Genomic DNA, 16226 nt, shown 5'->3' with positions numbered 1-16226 from the left:
CAACACGCAGTACGAATCCATTTGGGGCCACGCCCACGGGCTTCAATGCCGGGATGAGATTTATACAGCAACGTTCATATCGGGCGCCGGCACCTTGGGCCTGATCTGCAGCCAGAAGGTCACCGGGCCGTCGTTGGTGAGAGAAACCTTCATATCGGCTCCAAAGCACCCTGTGCCCACCCGTTCCTGCCCGTGACGCGCACGCGCCTGTGCCACGAAGTGATCGAACAATTGCCGTCCCAGTTCCGGTGCCGCCGCCGGGGTGAAGGACGGTCGCGTGCCCGAATTGGTATCGGCCGCCAGCGTGAATTGCGGGATCAGCAGCAGGCCGCCTTGCACATCGGCAACACTGCGATTCATCTTGCCGGCCTCGTCGCCGAAGACGCGATAGGCCAGCAGCTTCTTCAACAAGGCATCGGCTTCGGCCACGGTGTCATGGCGCTCGGCGCAGACCAGCACCATCAGCCCGGTGCCGATGGCGCCCAGGGTCTGGCCCTCCACCACCACGGCGGCCTGGCTGACCCGCTGCAAGAGAGCGATCATGCGCGCTCCAGCTTACGCCAGGGTGACGCGGGCGAACTTGCGCTTGCCCACCTGCACCACGCACTGGCCGGCCTCGACCTTCAAACCCTTGTCGCTGATGACGGTGCCATCGATGCGCACGCCGCCCTGCTCGACCATGCGCAGCGCTTCCGAGGTGGAGGCGCACAGGTTGGCTTGCTTCAACAACTGGCCGATGCCCAGCGGGGCGCCGGTCAGCGAGACTTCCGGGATATCGTCCGGGATGCCGCCCTTGGAGCGGTTCACGAAGTCGGCCAGCGCATCTTCGGCGGCCTGCTGCGAGTGGAAGCGGGCGACGATTTCCTGGGCCAGCGCCACCTTGATGTCGCGCGGATTCTTGCCGGCTTCGACCTCGGCCTTGAAGCCGGCGATCTCGGCAATGGAACGGAAGGACAGCAACTCGTAGTAGCGCCACATCATCACGTCGGAAATGCTCATCACCTTGGCGAACATAGTGTTGGCCGGTTCGGTGATGCCGATGTAGTTGCCCTTGGACTTGGACATCTTTTCCACGCCGTCCAGACCTTCCAGCAGCGGCATGGTCAGGATGCACTGCGGTTCCTGGCCGAAGTCCTTCTGCAGTTCGCGGCCCACCAGCAGATTGAATTTCTGGTCGGTGCCGCCCAGTTCCAGATCGGACTTCAGGGCCACCGAGTCGTAGCCTTGCATCAGCGGATAGAGGAATTCATGCACCGAGATCGGCGTGCCTTCCTTGAAGCGCTTGGTGAAGTCATCGCGCTCCATCATGCGCGCCACCGTGTAGCGCGAGGCCAGCTGGATCATGCCGCGGCTGCCCAGGGCATCGCACCATTCGGAGTTGTAGCGGATCTCGGTCTTGCTCGGGTCCAGCACCAGGCTGGCCTGGGCAAAATAAGTCTTGGCGTTGACCTCGATCTGCTCGCGCGACAGCGGCGGACGGGTCGCATTGCGGCCGGACGGGTCGCCGATCATGGAGGTGAAGTCGCCGATCAGGAAGATCACCTGGTGGCCCAGGTTCTGCAGCTGGCGCATCTTGTTCAACACCACCGTGTGGCCCAGGTGCAGGTCAGGTGCGGTCGGGTCCAGGCCCAGCTTGATGCGCAGCGGCTGTCCACTTTGCTCGGCGCGCGCCAGCTTTTGCGCAAATTCGCTTTCGATGAGCAACTCATCGATACCGCGCTTGGTGATGGTCAGGGCCTCCTGCACCTTGTCGGTGAGGGGCAAACGGGAAGGAGCTGCGGCGGCGGGAGAGGTGGACTGATCGGCGTTCATCGATATAACTAAAAAATAGGCTTTTGTAGGACAGGACCGCTAAATCGTGTTGCTATAATTCCGACTTCGTTTTTTCTGCCCAGCGCCAGGACGCGGCCTCAGAAGCTCAGCAGCAGGAAAACGTTCTCGACCCGTAGGCGATGTTTCGCGGGCGCAACACGGCGAAGGGGACAGGAAACGCCGCATTGCAGCCATACCCGCCATCGGCCACGGAAACGTCAGATTTTAACGTATTCGGTTTGCATGTTCCCACAAGATAAACTCAAGCACGTCTGGTCCCAGTGCTTCTCCGCGTTGCAGTCCTGCCACCACAAAGTCGCCGCCTCCTCGCCCAAGACCCGCATCATCGGCGCCAGCGCCCTCTTCCTGGCCGCCTTCACCATCGGCGCCGCCGGCTTCGCGCCGGCCGAACCTGACCTGCGCGATGCCCCGGTCAACCCGATTTCCAAGGAACTGGCCCTGCCCGACCTGCAACAGCAGATCAGTGCGCTGGAGGAACGCTCGCAGTATTACGTCAATGAAGAGAAGGTGCGCAGCGGCGACACCCTGGCCACCCTGCTCAACCGCCTGGGCGTGGATGACGCCGAGGCCGCCGCCTTCATCAAGTCCGATACCCTGGCGCGCACGGTGATGCAACTGCGCGCCGGCAAGCGCGTGGTGGCCCAGACCGACGACAACGGTGAGCTCATCAGGCTGTCGGCCACGCTGGATGACGGCAGCGACACCCCCAAGAACCTGGTGATCTCGCGCCAGGACGGCAAGTTCACCGCCCAAGCCCAGCCCGCCGTGCTGGAACGCCGCGTGGAAATGCGCGCCGGCACCATCTTCTCCTCGCTCTTTGCCGCCACCGATGCCGCGCAGATCCCCGATGCGATCGCCATGCAACTGGTGGACATGTTCGCCACCAACATCAACTTCGCCTCCGACCTGCGCCGGGGTGACCGCTTCAACGTGGTCTACGAGACCTACTACCAGAACGGCGATCTGGTACGTACCGGGCGCGTGCTGGCCGGTGAATTCGACAATGCCGGCAACCGCTACCAGGCCGTGTGGTTCAGCGACCCGGCCAGCAAGACCGGCGGCGGTGGCTACTATGCCTTCGACGGCAAGTCGCTCAAGAAGGCTTTCTTGAAGTCGCCCCTGGCCTTCACCCGTATCTCGTCCGGCTTCTCGATGCGCCTGCATCCCATCCTGGGCAAGTGGAAGCAGCACACCGGCGTGGACTTTGCGGCCCCCACCGGCACCCCCATCCACGCAGCCGCTGACGGCGTGGTCGATTTCGTGGGCCAGCAGAATGGCTACGGCAACATCGTCATCATCAAGCACTGGAGCGGCTACTCCACCGCCTACGGCCACATGAGCCGCTTCGCGCCCAATATCAGGAAGGGCATGAAGGTCAGCCAGAACGACGTGATCGGTTTCGTCGGCATGACCGGCTGGGCCACCGGGCCGCACCTGCATTACGAATTCCGCGTCAACAACCAGCCGCGCGACCCGCTGTCGGTGGACGTGCCCAACAACCAGGCGCTGACCGGCCCGCAGTTGCAGCGCTTCCGCGCAGTGGCGGCCGACATGCAGCACCGCATGGTCATGCTGCGCGTGCCGGGTGCAACCGATGTGAAGCTGGCGGCGGCCAAATAAACGGCGGCTGTCACGTATCGCCTGTGGGGGCGGCCGCTGTAGAATCAGCGGCCGCCCTTTCTTTTTCTGCCCTGCCTGCCATGAACGATTCTTACGGTTCTTCCCTGTTGTATATCGGCCTGATGTCCGGCACCAGCCTGGATGGCGTCGATGGCGTGCTGGCAGAGTTTGACGGCCAGGCCATCTCGGCCACGCTGGCTGCGGCCTATGTCCCCTTCCCGGCGCATCTGCGCGCGGACCTGATGGCCTTGCAGTCGGCCGGCCCCAACGAGATCGAACGCGAAGCCCTGGCCGCCAATGCGCTGGCGGTGCACTACGCCGATTGCGTGGCGCAGTTGCTGCTGCAGGCGGGCAAGACGGTGGCGCAGGTGCGCATGGTCGGGGTGCATGGACAAACCATCCGCCATCGTCCCGAACTGGGCTTCACGCGCCAGACCAACAACCCGGCGCTGCTGGCCGAGCTGTGCGGCATCGATGTCGTGGCCGATTTCCGCAGCCGCGACGTGGCCGCAGGCGGCCAGGGGGCGCCGCTGGTGCCGGCCTTCCATCGCGCCCTCTTCGGCGCGGCGGAACAGTCGCGGGTCGTGGTCAACATCGGCGGCATCGCCAACATCAGCATCCTGCCGGCCGGGGAAGACGGCGCTTACGGCTTCGATACCGGGCCGGGCAATGCGCTCATGGATGGCTGGATTCATCTGCACCAGCAACGCGCTTATGACGCCAACGGCGACTGGGGCGCCTCTGGCCAGGTGCATGCGGGCCTGCTGGCGCAATTGCGCGACGAGCCCTTCTTCCGCGCGCCGCCACCCAAGAGTTCCGGACGCGACCTGTTCCACCTCGACTGGCTGCAGGCCGCGCTGCTGCGCATCGGCGAGCCGCTTGCACCGCAAGATGTGCAGGCCACCCTCGCCATGCTCACGGCCAGCACCATTGCCGATGCCATCGGCGCGCATGCGCCTGCGGCGCAACAGGTCTACGTCTGCGGGGGCGGGGCCGAGAATGCGTTGCTGATGCGGCTGTTGCAGCAACAACTGCAGGGCCGCGCGAGTGTGCAATCGACCGCAGCACTGGGCGTAGCGCCGCAGCATGTGGAGGCATTGGCCTTCGCGTGGCTGGCGCGCCGCTTCGATCTGCGCCTGCCGGGCAACCTGCCGGCAGTGACGGGCGCGCGCGGCTTGCGGGTGCTCGGTGCGCTGTATCCGGCCTGACACGCACAGACAGAAACGACAAAGCCGTCCGGTGTCGAACCGGACGGCTTTGTTTTTATTTCTTTGTTTTTATTTCGATACCGAACGGATCGGTATCAAAATACCAGCCCAATTAGTAACGGCTGATACGACCGTTATCGAGGCGCACACGATCCCCCACACGGAAATCGGTATTGTCTTCCTGCGCGAACGTTTGCAGCGAGCCGTCACTCATGCGCACGCGGATGTTGTAGGCCTGCTGGCCTGCAGCGCTGTTGCGCTGGACCTGGTTACCGGCATAGGCCCCACCGGCAGCGCCCGCCACCGTCGCCAGCACGCGCCCCGTGCCCCCGCCCACGGCGTTGCCGAGCAGGCCACCGGCCACGCCACCGACGACCGCACCGGCCACGCCGTTGCTTTCCTTGTGGGTGACTTCGATGGCCTCGACCACACCGGTGCCGGAATAGGCCGCCACGCGTTCATCGTTTTGCGAAGTCGGTGCGGCGCCGTAGGGGGCCTGTTGCGGGCTGGCGCAGCCGATCAGCAGGCCGGCGAAGCTGGCGCTGATCACGGCCAGCGAAATGTAGTGATGACGGACGGACATGGTGTTCTCCTCTGCATGAAGGCAATGGGCGATGAGAACAGTGTGCCGCCCGCAGCCCCTGTACGGAATCGGAGAAGTCCGGCAAGCGGTGTCGGAGAAATGAGGACGTCGCCGTCAGCAGACAGGGCTCAATTGAGCCAGCCGCGCCGACGGAAATACCAGAACGGCGCAATGGCCGAACCGACCATCATCAGGATGGCCAGCGGATAACCGACCACCCAATCCAGCTCCGGCATGACCTTGAAGTTCATGCCGTAGATGCTGGCGATCAGCGTGGGCGGCAGGAAGGCCACCGAGGCCACCGAGAAGATCTTGATGATCTTGTTCTGGTTGATGTTGATGAAGCCGACCGTGGCATCCATCAGGAAGTTGATCTTGTCGAACAGGAAGGCAGTGTGGCCATCCAGGGATTCGATGTCGCGCAGGATCTGGCGCGCATCCTCGAACTGCTCCGAACTGAGCAGGCGTCCGCGCATCAGGAAGCTCACCGCGCGGCGCGTGTCCATCATGTTGCGACGGATGCGGCCGTTCAGGTCTTCTTCGTGGGCGATGGTGTTGAGCACTTCGGCGGCGGCCTGGTCGGACAGGCTTTTCTTCAAGACGCTGGTGCTCACCGCTTCGAGTTTCTGATAGATGCCTTCGAGCGCATCGGCCGAATATTCGGCATCGGTCTCATACAGATCCAGCAGGACGTCGCGGTAGTCGCCGATGGAGCCGGGCCGCGAACGCGCGCGCATGCGCACCAGGCGGAACACCGGCAGGTCTTCGGCGTGCACCGAGAAGAGGATGTTGCGGGCCAGGATGAAGGCCACCGTCATGGTGGAGGACGAATCGTCGTCACCTTCGAAGAGGAAGTCGGTGCGCAGGTGCAGGTCGCCGTTCTCGGCTTCGAAGTAGCGGGCCGAGGCTTCGATGTCGCTGAATTCATCCTCGTCGGGCAGGGTCACGCCATAGATGCTCTTGACCCAGGCGCGCTCCTCGTCATTCGGTTCGGTCAGGTCCACCCAGACCGGCGCGGCCTGCTCCAGGTCGGTCCGGCTGTCGATGTTGACCTGGCTCAGTCGTCCGTTTTGCAACACGAATACATTGATCATGGGTTCTCGCTGGGTGGAACGCGGGGGGAGGTACAGGCGGCCCGTGACGACAGGCGCGAAACGTGCGCAAGTGTACGTTCAAGCCCAGCGCCAGGCAAGCGCAAAGCGCGCCCGCAGCAAGCTCGACAGGAGCGGCGGATTACTTGTGCGCAGGCGGCAGCGTGGCTGCGTTCATGCGGCGCAGGATCAGGCTGGTGCGGGCGGCCAGGTAACCGGAGCCGCGATTGCGGTCGTAGTAGCGCGGACGCGGCAGCATCACCGCCAGCCGTGCGGCCTGCTCGGCACCCAGGCTGGCGGCGCTGCTGCGATAGTAATGCTGGGCGGCCGCCTCGGCGCCAAAGACGCCATTGCCCCATTCCACCACGTTGAGGTAGATCTCGAAGATGCGTTGCTTGTCCAGCAGGAATTCCAGCATGTAGGTGATGATGAATTCCTGACCCTTGCGCAGATAGCTGCGCTCGCCCGACAGGAACAGGTTCTTGGCCAGCTGCTGGGTGATGGTGGAACCACCGGCCACCACCTTGCCCTTCTTCTCGTTCTTTTCGTAGGCCTTTTGCAGGGCGTCCCAGTCGATGCCGTCGTGCTCGGAGAAATTGGAATCCTCCGAGGCGATGATGGCGCGCTTGAGGTTGTTGGAGATGCGCGCATAAGGCACCCAGCGGAATTGCAGCTGGGCGTTCGGATCCTTCTCGCGCAACAGCGACAGTTGCTGGCGCATGAAGCTGGTGGATTCGGGATTGTGATCCTTCCACCACCAGATCTGCACGAAGAAGTACAGCTGCAGCAGCAATACCAGCGTGACGGGCAGGACGATGATCCAGAAGAGCAGCTTGCGGAGCGATTTCATGTACCGGTGGTCGTTCTGTTCCAGATTTCTATCGTTGCGGGATCATAGCGTCATGCAGACCTGCGGTCATCCACACCTGCAGTCCTCTACAGGTGTAGCGGACTGTCTTCATTGCGCCAGTTGCCGGCGCAGGCTGGCAAACACCTCGGCGGTCGCCGGCCGCACGCCGCGCCAGAGCAGGAAGGCTTCGGCGGCCTGCTCGACCAGCATGCCCAGGCCGTCACGCACGCTGGCGCCATGCTGCTGGGCGCTCTGCAGGAAGACCGTGGGCTGGCGGCCATACATCATGTCGTAGGCCAGGGTCTCGCTGCCGTAGACCGACACCGGCAGCGGCGGCAGATCATCCGACAGGCTGGCCGAGGTGGCGTTGATGATGACGTCGAACACGCCGCCCAGATCGGCATAGGCCGCACTGCGGACCGGGCCGTATTCGGCGAACTGCTGCGCCAGCTCGTCGGCCTTGGACTGCGTACGGTTGACGATCACCAGTTCGGCCGGCCGCTGCTGCAACAGCGGCAGCAAGGCCCCGCGCGCGGCGCCACCGGCCCCCAACAGCAGGATGCGGCGGCCCGCCAGGGCCTGGCCGGCATTGACCGTGATGTCGGTGACCAGGCCGGCGCCATCGGTGTTGTCGCCGAGGATGCGGCCGTCCTCGAACCTGAGCGTGTTGACCGCACCGGCCAGGCGCGCGCGCTCGCTCAGGTGATCGGCCAGGGCGTGGGCTTCCAGCTTGAACGGGACGGTGACGTTGGCGCCGCGTCCGCCGCGCCGCTGGAACACCTGCACCGCCGCCTTGAAGCCATGCAGCGGCACCAGCAGGCGATCGTAGTGCAGCGACTGGCCGGTCTGGGCGGCAAACTGCGCATGGATCTCGGGGGATTTGCTGTGGGCAATCGGATTGCCGATGACGACGTATTCATCCATGGTGTTCTAGGTGCTCCCTCGTTATCTGTTTTTGTAAGTGGCCGGGCCGCGCCGGTGTCAGCTGGCGCCCAGTTGTGCCTGCACACCCTGGTCGCGGGTGAAACGGAAGGTCACGATGACTTCCCACACGTCATCCTTGCCGCTGGTGCGCATATTCTCCGGAAAGCGGCCGAAGGGCGCTGCGCGCCGCACGATGTCGACCGCCGCACGATCCAGTGCCGCATTGCCCGAACTGGTACGCACCACTACGCCGCCCTCGCGCTCGTAGAGGCTGCCATCCTGGAACACCGGAATCACCACCAGCAATTCGCCATAGAGCTTCTTGCCGTCGCGGGTCGGGAAGTTCAGCGTGCCGACTTTTTCCACCTTGTCCTGCAAGGCCTTGAAGTACTGCGCATAGCCCACTTCGCGGGTGCTCGGGGTGATCTGGGTCTTCTTTGGCCGCTTGTTGTATTGCTCGATGTCCCTGGCCAGCTCGGCTTCCATGCGCGCCATCGCCTTGGCGGTTTCCGTCAGCTCGCGCGCGTTCGGTTGCGGTGTCTCGGCCGGTTTTTGCAGGTCGGCGCTGGCCACGTGCTGCCGGGCCTCCTGCAGTTGGGCCAGCATCTTGCGTTGCTGCTGTTCCAGTTCGGCCACCTTGCGCTGTGCGGCCTTTACGCTGTCACCGCTCTCCACGTGCTGCATGTCCGGCAGCGGCGACTTTGCGCGGCCCTCATCGGCATTGCCGCCGCCATCCAGATTGGCCTGTGCCAGCGCCTGCGCGTTGACCGGCTTCTTGTCATGCTTGGCGTTGACCAGGATGACTTCCAGTTCCGGGTCGGACGGCTTGAAGCGGAAGGCGTCGGGCGCGGCAAAGTGCACGGCCAGCAAGAGGCCATGCACCAGCAGCGAAATTCCGAGCGCCAGGCTCAGCAGACGGTGTTGGGCAAACAGATTCACAGCAAACGGGAAGCGACGACGATAGACACAGCGCCAATTCTACGCCAGCACTGCTTCATTGGGCCGCTTGGGCGGGCGGGTTTTCGCCGGCGTCGGCGGTATCGGGGGCATCTGGCACCGGCACATCGCCGGCCTGCTCCTGCGTCTGTTCTGCCTCAGCTTGTTCCCCCTGCTCTGCGCTGCCCATGGCGGCCATGCCTTCGAGCAACTCCTCTTCGTCCTCTTCTCCGATATCGGTGGCCAGGGCCTGGGCGGCAGCAGCTGGCACTTCCAGCAGGCGCGCCTCCACGCTCAGGTCGACCTCATCCCAGCGCAGCAGGTCCAGCTTGACCTGCAACCCGCGCGCCAGTTGCGGCAGGCCCGGCATGCGCAGTACCAGCGGAATCTCGACCAGTCGCAGGATTTCATCCTTCAACACCACGGCCTCCACGGTACGGGCGTTTTCCTGCGCCAGCCAGCGCAGGCACCAGTAGCGTTCCATGGTGGACTGGAAATCGGCATACCCCGAATAGGCCGCATCAAAGCCGGAGACGATGGCGAACAGCTCGGCATCGCGCGGCTTGAAGGGCGCCACCAGCGGCGCGGTCACGCCATGTTCGATGCAGGCCAGGATCTGCCACTGGTTCACCAGGTCGGTATAGCGGCGCAGCGGCGAGGTGCTCCAGGCATATTGATCCACGCCCAGCCCCTGGTGAGGCGCGGCGTGGGTCACCATGCGCACCTGCATCTTGGCGGCCCAGCCTCCAGCCCCGCCGCCCTGCGCGCGATAGATGCCGGGCACGCCGTGATCGGCCATGAGCTTGCCCCAGGTGCTGTTGGCGAAGATCATCAGCTCGGCCACGATCTTGTCCAGCGGCGCGCCACGACGGCGGCGCACGATGCTCACCACATCGTTCTCGACGTAGAAATTGAAATCGACGCGGTTGTTCTGTTCCGGGCGCAGACCGAAGCTCTCGCGCTTGGCCATGCGGCCCTGTTCCAGCAATTGCACCCACTGCCACAAGAGCGCGATCTCTTCCTTGTGCGGATACTCGCCGCGATTCTCGGCCAGGGCTTCCTCGGTGACCAGCTCGTCGAGATCGTTGTGGCGCAGGTTGGCCGCAATGGGTACCCGCTCGGCGCGGGTCTCGGTGGCCAGCACTTCCCAGCTGGCAGGGTCCAGCGTGGCATAGAGCGACAAGGCCGGACGGGCGGCACCGGCATCGAGCGTATAGGTGGCCACCAGGTCGTCCGGCAGCATGGTGATCTTTTCGCCCGGCATGTAGACGGTGGACATGCGCGCCCGGGCAATCGCATCGATGGCATCGCCGCGCTTGATGGCCAGGCCTGGCGCTGCGATGTGGATGCCCACGCGCAGCTTGCCATCCGGCAGGCGGGTGACGGACAGGGCATCATCGATTTCGGTGGTGGTCACGTCATCGATGGAGAAGGCCTGCACATCAGCCAGCGGCAGATCGGTGGTGGCCGGCGGGATGTCGATGGCCGGGAAGCCGGTGCCGCGCGGGAAGAATTCGTAGAGGAAGCGCGCGTAATGCAGATCCTTGGGCGAGGCCACGCCACCGGCGGCCAGCATCAGGCGCTGCGGCGTGGTCTGCAGCTCCTTGGCAGCGGCATCCAGGGCCTTGAATTCGATGCCGTTCTTGTCCGGCTTGAAGAGCAATTGCAGCGCGATGGGACGGAAGACGTCGGGCAGCCTGTGGGCCTTGAGCTCCTCGACATACACGGCCTGCGCAGCCAGTTGCTGCTTCTTCTTTTCCAGTCCGGCCAGCGCGGCCTGCAGCGAGGCTTGCGGGGCGGCCTTGTAGCGCCCACGCCCCTTCTTGTAGAAATAGATCGGCGCATGATGCAGGCACAGCAGCAGGCCGGCCGCCTCGGGCGGCAGCGGGGCATGGCCGAAGTACTCGGCGGCCAGGTCGGTGAAGCCGAATTCGTCTTCGCCGGCCACTTCCCAGAGGAAATCCAGATCGATTTCCTGCGCGATGGCTTGCGCCTGTTGCAGCAGTTCCTGCGGCGCCGGGGCAGCGAATTGCAGCAGCGCATCGCGCGACTTGACCTTGGCGCGCTTGCCGGAGGCCATCTCGACCTGGTAGGACTCGCCCTGCTGGGTCATGATGGAGCCGGCCTTGAAATCGCCGGATTCTTCGAACAATAAATTCATCTGCTTCTATCGCTTTTCAATCGGTACGTGGGCCGGCAACGGACGCATGAGCGCCTGCAATGCCGGCAGGAAAACATCGGTCACCATGAGCACGCCGCCACGCCGTGTAAACAGGGAGCGGCGCGCCAGCAAGGTAGCCGGCAATTCGGTCTCGGGCAGGGCCAGCGCGATGCGCTGCATCAGCGGGTGGCCGGCGGCCAGCCGAGCATACTGGATGGGGCTGCGCCCGACCAGCGGATCAAAGAACAAGTTGGCGCCCAGGGGCGTGGTGCCCAGCTTGCTGAAGAAGGGCCAGTCGGACTTGACCGAGCCGGTCGACAAGACCGTATGCCCGAACACCACCGGCTGCCCGTCGGCCAGCAGGATCACATCGCGCTCAACCACGCGGCTGCGGGGCGATATGCACAAGGCTTCATGCTCATCGGCCAGGATGCGGCCCGGGCGCTGGCGCAGCAGGCGCACGCTGAAGCTTTGGGTCCGATTCTTGAGTTTGAGCGTCATGGAACCGGGGTCCGACAGCCAGGCGCGGGTGCGGCGCATCAGGTCGCCATCAACCGCCAGCAGCGAGGCCAGCGCCTGCGGGTGCGCCCTCCAGCGCCCCATCCGTACAGCATGCGGCATCAGCGCACCGCCTTGCCGGGCAGGTCCACGCCACAAAAGCTCAGCACCGCGTCCAGATGATCGGCGAACTCGGCCATGCCGTGATCGCTGCCCTCGATGACGGTCTGGCGCGCGCCGGGGTAATGGGCCACCATCTCGCGCCAGTCCAGTACCTCGTCGCCGGTGGCGGCCAGCAGGAAATAACGCTCGGGACGCGTGATCGCCGGCACGGCCAGGGCCAGCAGCTCGGCGATGTACTCGCGCTTGAATTCGAAAGGTTCGTCGGAATGGTATTGCGTGGTCACGCCGACATAGGATTGCAGATCGCGCGGCGGCTTCACGGCCGGGTTGACCAGCACCGCGCGGCAGCCGGTGTGCTCGGCCAGCCAGGTGGCGTAATAGCCGCCCAGGGATGAGCCGACCACGGTCAGCTGCGCCGGGTCCACGCCGGCCACGAGCGAGCCGGCCAGGGCGATGGCGCCGGCCGGCGAGGCGGGCAGTTGCGGACAGACATACTGATCCTGCAAACCCAGTTCGGCCATGCGCTGTCCCATCACGCGCGCCTTGAAGGACTGCGGCGAGGAACGAAAGCCGTGCAGATAGAGGATCATGCCAGCGCGTCCAGCAGCTTCTGGTGCACGCCGCCGAAGCCGCCGTTGCTCATCACCAGCACGTGGTCGCCCGGCCGGGCCGCGGCCTTGACGGCCTGCACCAGTGCATCCAGATCGTCGAAGGCGGCGGCCTTGTCGCCCAGCGGGGCCAGCGCCTCGGCCAGGTCCCAGCCCAGCGCGTCGCGCCCGGACCGGGCGCCGAAACCGAAGACCAGATCGGCCTGCACCAGACTGCCCGGCAGGGCGTCCTTCATGGTACCCAGCTTCATGGTGTTGGAACGCGGTTCCAGCACGGCCAGGATGCGCGCCGCTCCGACCTTCTTGCGCAGGCCCGCCACGGTGGTGGCGATGGCGGTCGGGTGATGGGCGAAATCGTCATACACGGCCACGCCCTTGGCGGTCCCGCGCAGCTCCATGCGCCGCTTGACGCTCTGGAACGCACCCAGCGCCTCGATGGCCTGCGCTGGCGGCACGCCCACGTGGCGGGCGGCGGCGATAGCGGCCAGGGCGTTCATACGGTTGTGTTCGCCGGTCAGCGACCAGTCCACCGTGCCTTGCGACCGGCCCTCGAAGAAGACCTCGAAACGGCCATCCTCGCGGGTCTGCAGCGACCAGCCGGGCTGGCCGGTGGCCACGCCGAAATCTTCACGTTCGCTCCAGCAGCCGCGCGCCAGCACGCGCTGCAACGCGGCTTCGCGGCCATTGACGATAACCCGGCCGATGCCGGGCACGGTGCGTACCAGATGATGGAATTGCGTCTCGATGGCAGCCAGATCAGGGAAGATGTCGGCGTGATCGTATTCCAGATTGTTCAGGATGGCGGTGCGGCTGCGGTAGTGGACGAACTTGCTGCGCTTGTCGAAGAAGGCGGTGTCATATTCGTCGGCTTCGATGACGAAGAAGGGCGACGGCCCACCCTGGCCATCGCTGCCCAGGCGCGCCGAGATGCCGAAGTTCATCGGCACACCGCCGATCAGGAAGCCCGGCTGGTAGCCCGCGTGTTCCAGCACCCAGGCCAGCATGGCCGAGGTGGTGGTCTTGCCGTGGGTACCGGCCACCGACAGGACCCACTTGCCCTGCAGGATGTTCTCGCCCATCCATTGCGGACCGGAGACGTAGGGCAGGCCCCGGTTGAGGATCTCTTCCATCAGCGGATTGCCGCGCGAGACGACATTGCCGATCACGAACAGATCAGGCTGCAACTCCACCTGGGACGGCTCAAAGCCCTGGATCAGGGTGATGCCCTGGGCTTGCAGCTGGGTGCTCATGGGGGGATAGACGTTGGCGTCGCAGCCGGTCACGGTATGGCCGGCCTCTTTGGCCAGCACGGCCAGGCCGCCCATGAAGGTGCCGCAGATGCCGAGGATGTGTATGTGCATAGCGAATCTTGGGGTGTAATCCCGCGATTTTACCTGAGGCGGCGGGTGCTGCCGCTAACGCGTATGATGTCGCCCATGCCTGAATTCGAATTCACTTCCCCCACCGAGCAAATGCGCGCCGAAATCGCCGCTGCCGCCGCCCGCATGATCGCCGAAGATGGCGCCGACTACGGTACCGCCAAGCGCAAGGCCGCCAAACAGATCCTGGGTAGTCAGAAGATACGCGGCGAGATCATGCCGGATAACGAGCAGATCGAAGAAGAAGTGCGCCTCTACAACGAACTCTTCTTTGCCGACACCCAGCCGGCGCGCCTTTTGCACCTGCGCCAGGTGGCCTTGCAACTGATGCAGGACTTGCAACAGTTCAATCCTTATATTACCGGGGCGGTGTGGAACGGCACGGCAGGTGAACATTCTGACATCCACTTGCAGCTGTTCTCCCCCAGCGCCAAGGATGTCGAGATTTTCCTCCTGAACAAGAATGTGAACTTCGAGGTCGGGGAAACCAGTCACTTCCGCACCGGCCAGGCAGTGGAAACCCTGAGCTTCCTGCTGCCTCAGCGCGGTGCCGATCCCGAACTGGCCCATCTGGCCCTGTATGACGAAGACGATCTGCGCGGCAGCCTGCGCGCTGCCCCCGGCAAGCGCCCCGAGCGCGGCGATGCGGCCGCGCTGGCCGGGCTGATCGATGCCACCTCCGAGGATGAGAATTCATGACGAAACTGAAAAATGTGATCTTGTTGGCCGTGGTTGCAGTGGTGTGCGTGGGTGTTGGCTTGTATGCCAGCCATCGCGCCAACCCGCCCGTCTCTGCCCAAACCCAGGCCTTGAACCAGCTGCTCTCGCAATCGCTGCCCGACGCCAGCGGCCAGACGCAATCGCTGGCGCAATATAAAGGCAAGCCCCTGGTGGTCAACTTCTGGGCGACCTGGTGCGGCCCCTGTGTGGAAGAAATGCCGGAGCTGACTGCCCTGCAGAATGAGATCGCGCCGGTGCAAATCCTGGGAATTGGCGTCGATAGTCAGGAAAATATCGCCAAGTTTGCGCAAAAGTACCAAATCCGCTATCCTCTCTTCGTTGCCGGAACCGGCGCCACCGATTTGCTGCGGCAATTCGGCAATCAGGCGGGCGGTCTTCCGTTCACCGCTCTGGTGGGCAAGGACGGCAACGTCAAGAAGGTCTACCTGGGCCGCATCAAGTTCGACGAACTGCGCGCCGACCTCTCCCAGCTCTGACATCACCCTCTGCACCGGCGTAAATCCGTGAAAAGAAAGTTTTTCTTGCCAAATGAATGCATTTGACGGCAAAATGCGCGCATCGTCGTCAAACGGAGCTTAATCTCCATGGCAAAAAAGCTTCTCCTGCTCAATGGCCCGAACCTGAATCTGCTCGGAACCCGGGAGCCGGAAGTCTACGGAACTACCACGCTGGCCGACATCGAGCAGCGTGCACAAGAACAGGCGCGCGCCGCCGGCGCATCCCTGGCGACCTTCCAGAGCAACCACGAAGGTGCCCTGATCGACCGCATCCATCAGGCCCGCCAGGAAGGGGTGGACGGCATCATCATCAATCCGGGCGGATTGACGCATACCAGCGTGGCCCTGCGCGATGCCCTGGCCGGGGTGGCCATTCCCTTCGTGGAACTGCATATCTCCAATGTGCACCAGCGCGAGGAGTTCCGGCATTTTTCCTATCTGTCCGGCATCGCCCGGGCAGTCCTGTGCGGCTTCGGGGTCGATGGCTACCGTATGGCCGTCGATTTCTGGCTGCGTCAATCCTGAGGGCGGACCCGCCGCTTCGAACGGATCGCATCACGTACTGCAAGACCCAGACTGAACCCGCCGGCTGCGACACAGCGCCGGCGCTTCGTTAACAACACTACTCATCTACATTCCGAGGGATTCAAATGGATTTACGAAAACTCAAGACGCTGATCGACCTGGTTGCTGAATCGGCCATCGAAGAGCTGGAAGTCACCGAAGGCGAAAGCAAGGTCCGCATCGTCAAGTCTTCCCCGAATGCCCAGAACCAGGTGGTGATGGTGCCGCAACAGCAAGCCTACGCGCCCGCCGCCGCTCCCGTGGCCGCCGCTCCCGTGGCCGCCGCGCCCGCTGCTGCTGCTCCGGCGGCCGCCCCGGCTGCCCCGGCCGTGCCGGAAGGCCACATCGTCAAGTCGCCGATGGTCGGCACCTTCTACCGTTCCTCCGCGCCGGGCGCACCGGCCTTCGTCGAAGTGGGCAAGGAAGTCAAGGAAGGCGATACCCTGTGCATCATCGAAGCCATGAAGCTGCTCAACGAAATCGACGCCGACAAGGGTGGCGTGGTCAAGCAGATCCTGGTGGAAAACGGCCAGGCCGTCGAGTTCGGCCAACCCCTGTTCGTGCTGGGTTAAACTCCGCCGCAGTCCCTGGCCCGGCCGCAACGGCCGCC

General features: G+C 64.2%; 17 protein-coding genes. 6 read left to right on the top strand and 11 right to left on the bottom strand.

Annotated elements, in window-relative coordinates; genetic code table 11:
* Nucleotides 1-60: 60 nt before the first annotated feature.
* Both dtd and tyrS read right to left on the bottom strand, forming a co-directional pair.
* Nucleotides 61-543 carry a D-aminoacyl-tRNA deacylase gene (dtd, locus tag AACH55_RS01945; protein WP_338717723.1) on the bottom strand — a complete coding sequence of 161 codons (483 nt, stop codon included), beginning with the start codon at nucleotides 541-543 and terminating at the stop codon, nucleotides 61-63.
* 12 nt (nucleotides 544-555) lie between these two features.
* Complete coding sequence (gene tyrS, locus AACH55_RS01940) at nucleotides 556-1812, bottom strand: tyrosine--tRNA ligase (protein ID WP_338717722.1); 1257 nt, start codon at nucleotides 1810-1812, stop codon at nucleotides 556-558.
* A gap of 243 nt (nucleotides 1813-2055) precedes the next feature.
* Here tyrS and AACH55_RS01935 point away from each other — a divergent pair, with 243 nt between their 5' ends.
* Both AACH55_RS01935 and AACH55_RS01930 read left to right on the top strand, forming a co-directional pair.
* Nucleotides 2056-3453, top strand: coding sequence for a M23 family metallopeptidase (locus AACH55_RS01935; protein WP_338717721.1), 1398 nt, complete (start codon nucleotides 2056-2058; stop codon nucleotides 3451-3453).
* Between the two features lie 80 nt (nucleotides 3454-3533).
* Entirely contained in the window at nucleotides 3534-4661 is a 1128-nt protein-coding gene (locus AACH55_RS01930; protein ID WP_338717720.1) for an anhydro-N-acetylmuramic acid kinase, read from the top strand.
* 112 nt (nucleotides 4662-4773) lie between these two features.
* Here the strand turns inward: AACH55_RS01930 and AACH55_RS01925 are convergent, their stop codons facing one another.
* From AACH55_RS01925 to mpl, 9 genes are all read right to left on the bottom strand, one after another.
* On the bottom strand, nucleotides 4774-5244 hold the full coding sequence (locus tag AACH55_RS01925; protein WP_338717719.1) for a glycine zipper 2TM domain-containing protein: 471 nt from the start codon (nucleotides 5242-5244) through the stop codon (nucleotides 4774-4776).
* A 128-nt stretch (nucleotides 5245-5372) separates the two neighbouring features.
* Entirely contained in the window at nucleotides 5373-6338 is a 966-nt protein-coding gene (gene corA, locus AACH55_RS01920; RefSeq protein WP_039789235.1) for a magnesium/cobalt transporter CorA, read from the bottom strand.
* A 139-nt stretch (nucleotides 6339-6477) separates the two neighbouring features.
* On the bottom strand, nucleotides 6478-7185 hold the full coding sequence (gene mtgA / locus AACH55_RS01915) for a monofunctional biosynthetic peptidoglycan transglycosylase (RefSeq protein ID WP_338717718.1): 708 nt from the start codon (nucleotides 7183-7185) through the stop codon (nucleotides 6478-6480).
* Nucleotides 7186-7293: 108 nt separating this feature from the next.
* Entirely contained in the window at nucleotides 7294-8109 is an 816-nt protein-coding gene (gene aroE, locus AACH55_RS01910; protein ID WP_338717717.1) for a shikimate dehydrogenase, read from the bottom strand.
* Nucleotides 8110-8166: 57 nt separating this feature from the next.
* Nucleotides 8167-9048, bottom strand: coding sequence for a TonB family protein (locus tag AACH55_RS01905; protein ID WP_338717716.1), 882 nt, complete (start codon nucleotides 9046-9048; stop codon nucleotides 8167-8169).
* A gap of 55 nt (nucleotides 9049-9103) precedes the next feature.
* Nucleotides 9104-11206, bottom strand: a complete 2103-nt coding sequence (locus AACH55_RS01900; protein ID WP_338717715.1) for an RNB domain-containing ribonuclease — start codon at nucleotides 11204-11206, stop codon at nucleotides 9104-9106.
* A gap of 6 nt (nucleotides 11207-11212) precedes the next feature.
* Nucleotides 11213-11827, bottom strand: a complete 615-nt coding sequence (locus AACH55_RS01895; protein WP_338717714.1) for a chorismate lyase — start codon at nucleotides 11825-11827, stop codon at nucleotides 11213-11215.
* The gene (locus tag AACH55_RS01890) at nucleotides 11827-12417 is read right to left on the bottom strand and encodes a YqiA/YcfP family alpha/beta fold hydrolase (protein ID WP_338717713.1); all 591 of its coding nucleotides are present in this window, start codon (nucleotides 12415-12417) and stop codon (nucleotides 11827-11829) included. The genes AACH55_RS01895 and AACH55_RS01890 overlap by 1 nt, the downstream gene beginning before the upstream one ends.
* Nucleotides 12414-13796, bottom strand: coding sequence for a UDP-N-acetylmuramate:L-alanyl-gamma-D-glutamyl-meso-diaminopimelate ligase (mpl, locus tag AACH55_RS01885; RefSeq protein ID WP_338717712.1), 1383 nt, complete (start codon nucleotides 13794-13796; stop codon nucleotides 12414-12416). The genes AACH55_RS01890 and mpl overlap by 4 nt, the downstream gene beginning before the upstream one ends.
* Before the next feature lie 66 nt (nucleotides 13797-13862).
* Here mpl and AACH55_RS01880 point away from each other — a divergent pair, with 66 nt between their 5' ends.
* The 4 genes from AACH55_RS01880 to accB all read left to right on the top strand — a co-directional run bounded on the left by AACH55_RS01880 (nucleotide 13863) and on the right by accB (nucleotide 16188).
* Nucleotides 13863-14513, top strand: a complete 651-nt coding sequence (locus AACH55_RS01880) for a hypothetical protein (RefSeq protein WP_338717711.1) — start codon at nucleotides 13863-13865, stop codon at nucleotides 14511-14513.
* Nucleotides 14510-15031 (top strand): TlpA disulfide reductase family protein, encoded by a 522-nt coding sequence (locus AACH55_RS01875; protein WP_338717710.1) that lies wholly within the window; start codon nucleotides 14510-14512, stop codon nucleotides 15029-15031. The genes AACH55_RS01880 and AACH55_RS01875 overlap by 4 nt, the downstream gene beginning before the upstream one ends.
* Nucleotides 15032-15139: 108 nt before the next feature.
* Nucleotides 15140-15577: a type II 3-dehydroquinate dehydratase gene (aroQ, locus tag AACH55_RS01870; protein WP_338717709.1), complete on the top strand. Its 438-nt coding sequence runs from the start codon at nucleotides 15140-15142 to the stop codon at nucleotides 15575-15577.
* 125 nt (nucleotides 15578-15702) lie between these two features.
* Nucleotides 15703-16188 (top strand): acetyl-CoA carboxylase biotin carboxyl carrier protein, encoded by a 486-nt coding sequence (gene accB / locus AACH55_RS01865; protein ID WP_338717708.1) that lies wholly within the window; start codon nucleotides 15703-15705, stop codon nucleotides 16186-16188.
* Nucleotides 16189-16226: the final 38 nt, after the last annotated feature.

This window comes from Herbaspirillum sp. DW155 (assembly GCF_037076565.1).
In the GTDB taxonomy this organism is placed as follows: domain Bacteria; phylum Pseudomonadota; class Gammaproteobacteria; order Burkholderiales; family Burkholderiaceae_D; genus Herbaspirillum.
The sequence above is the reverse complement of the archived record's forward strand: the minus strand, read 5'-3'. Positions and strand labels throughout refer to the sequence as shown.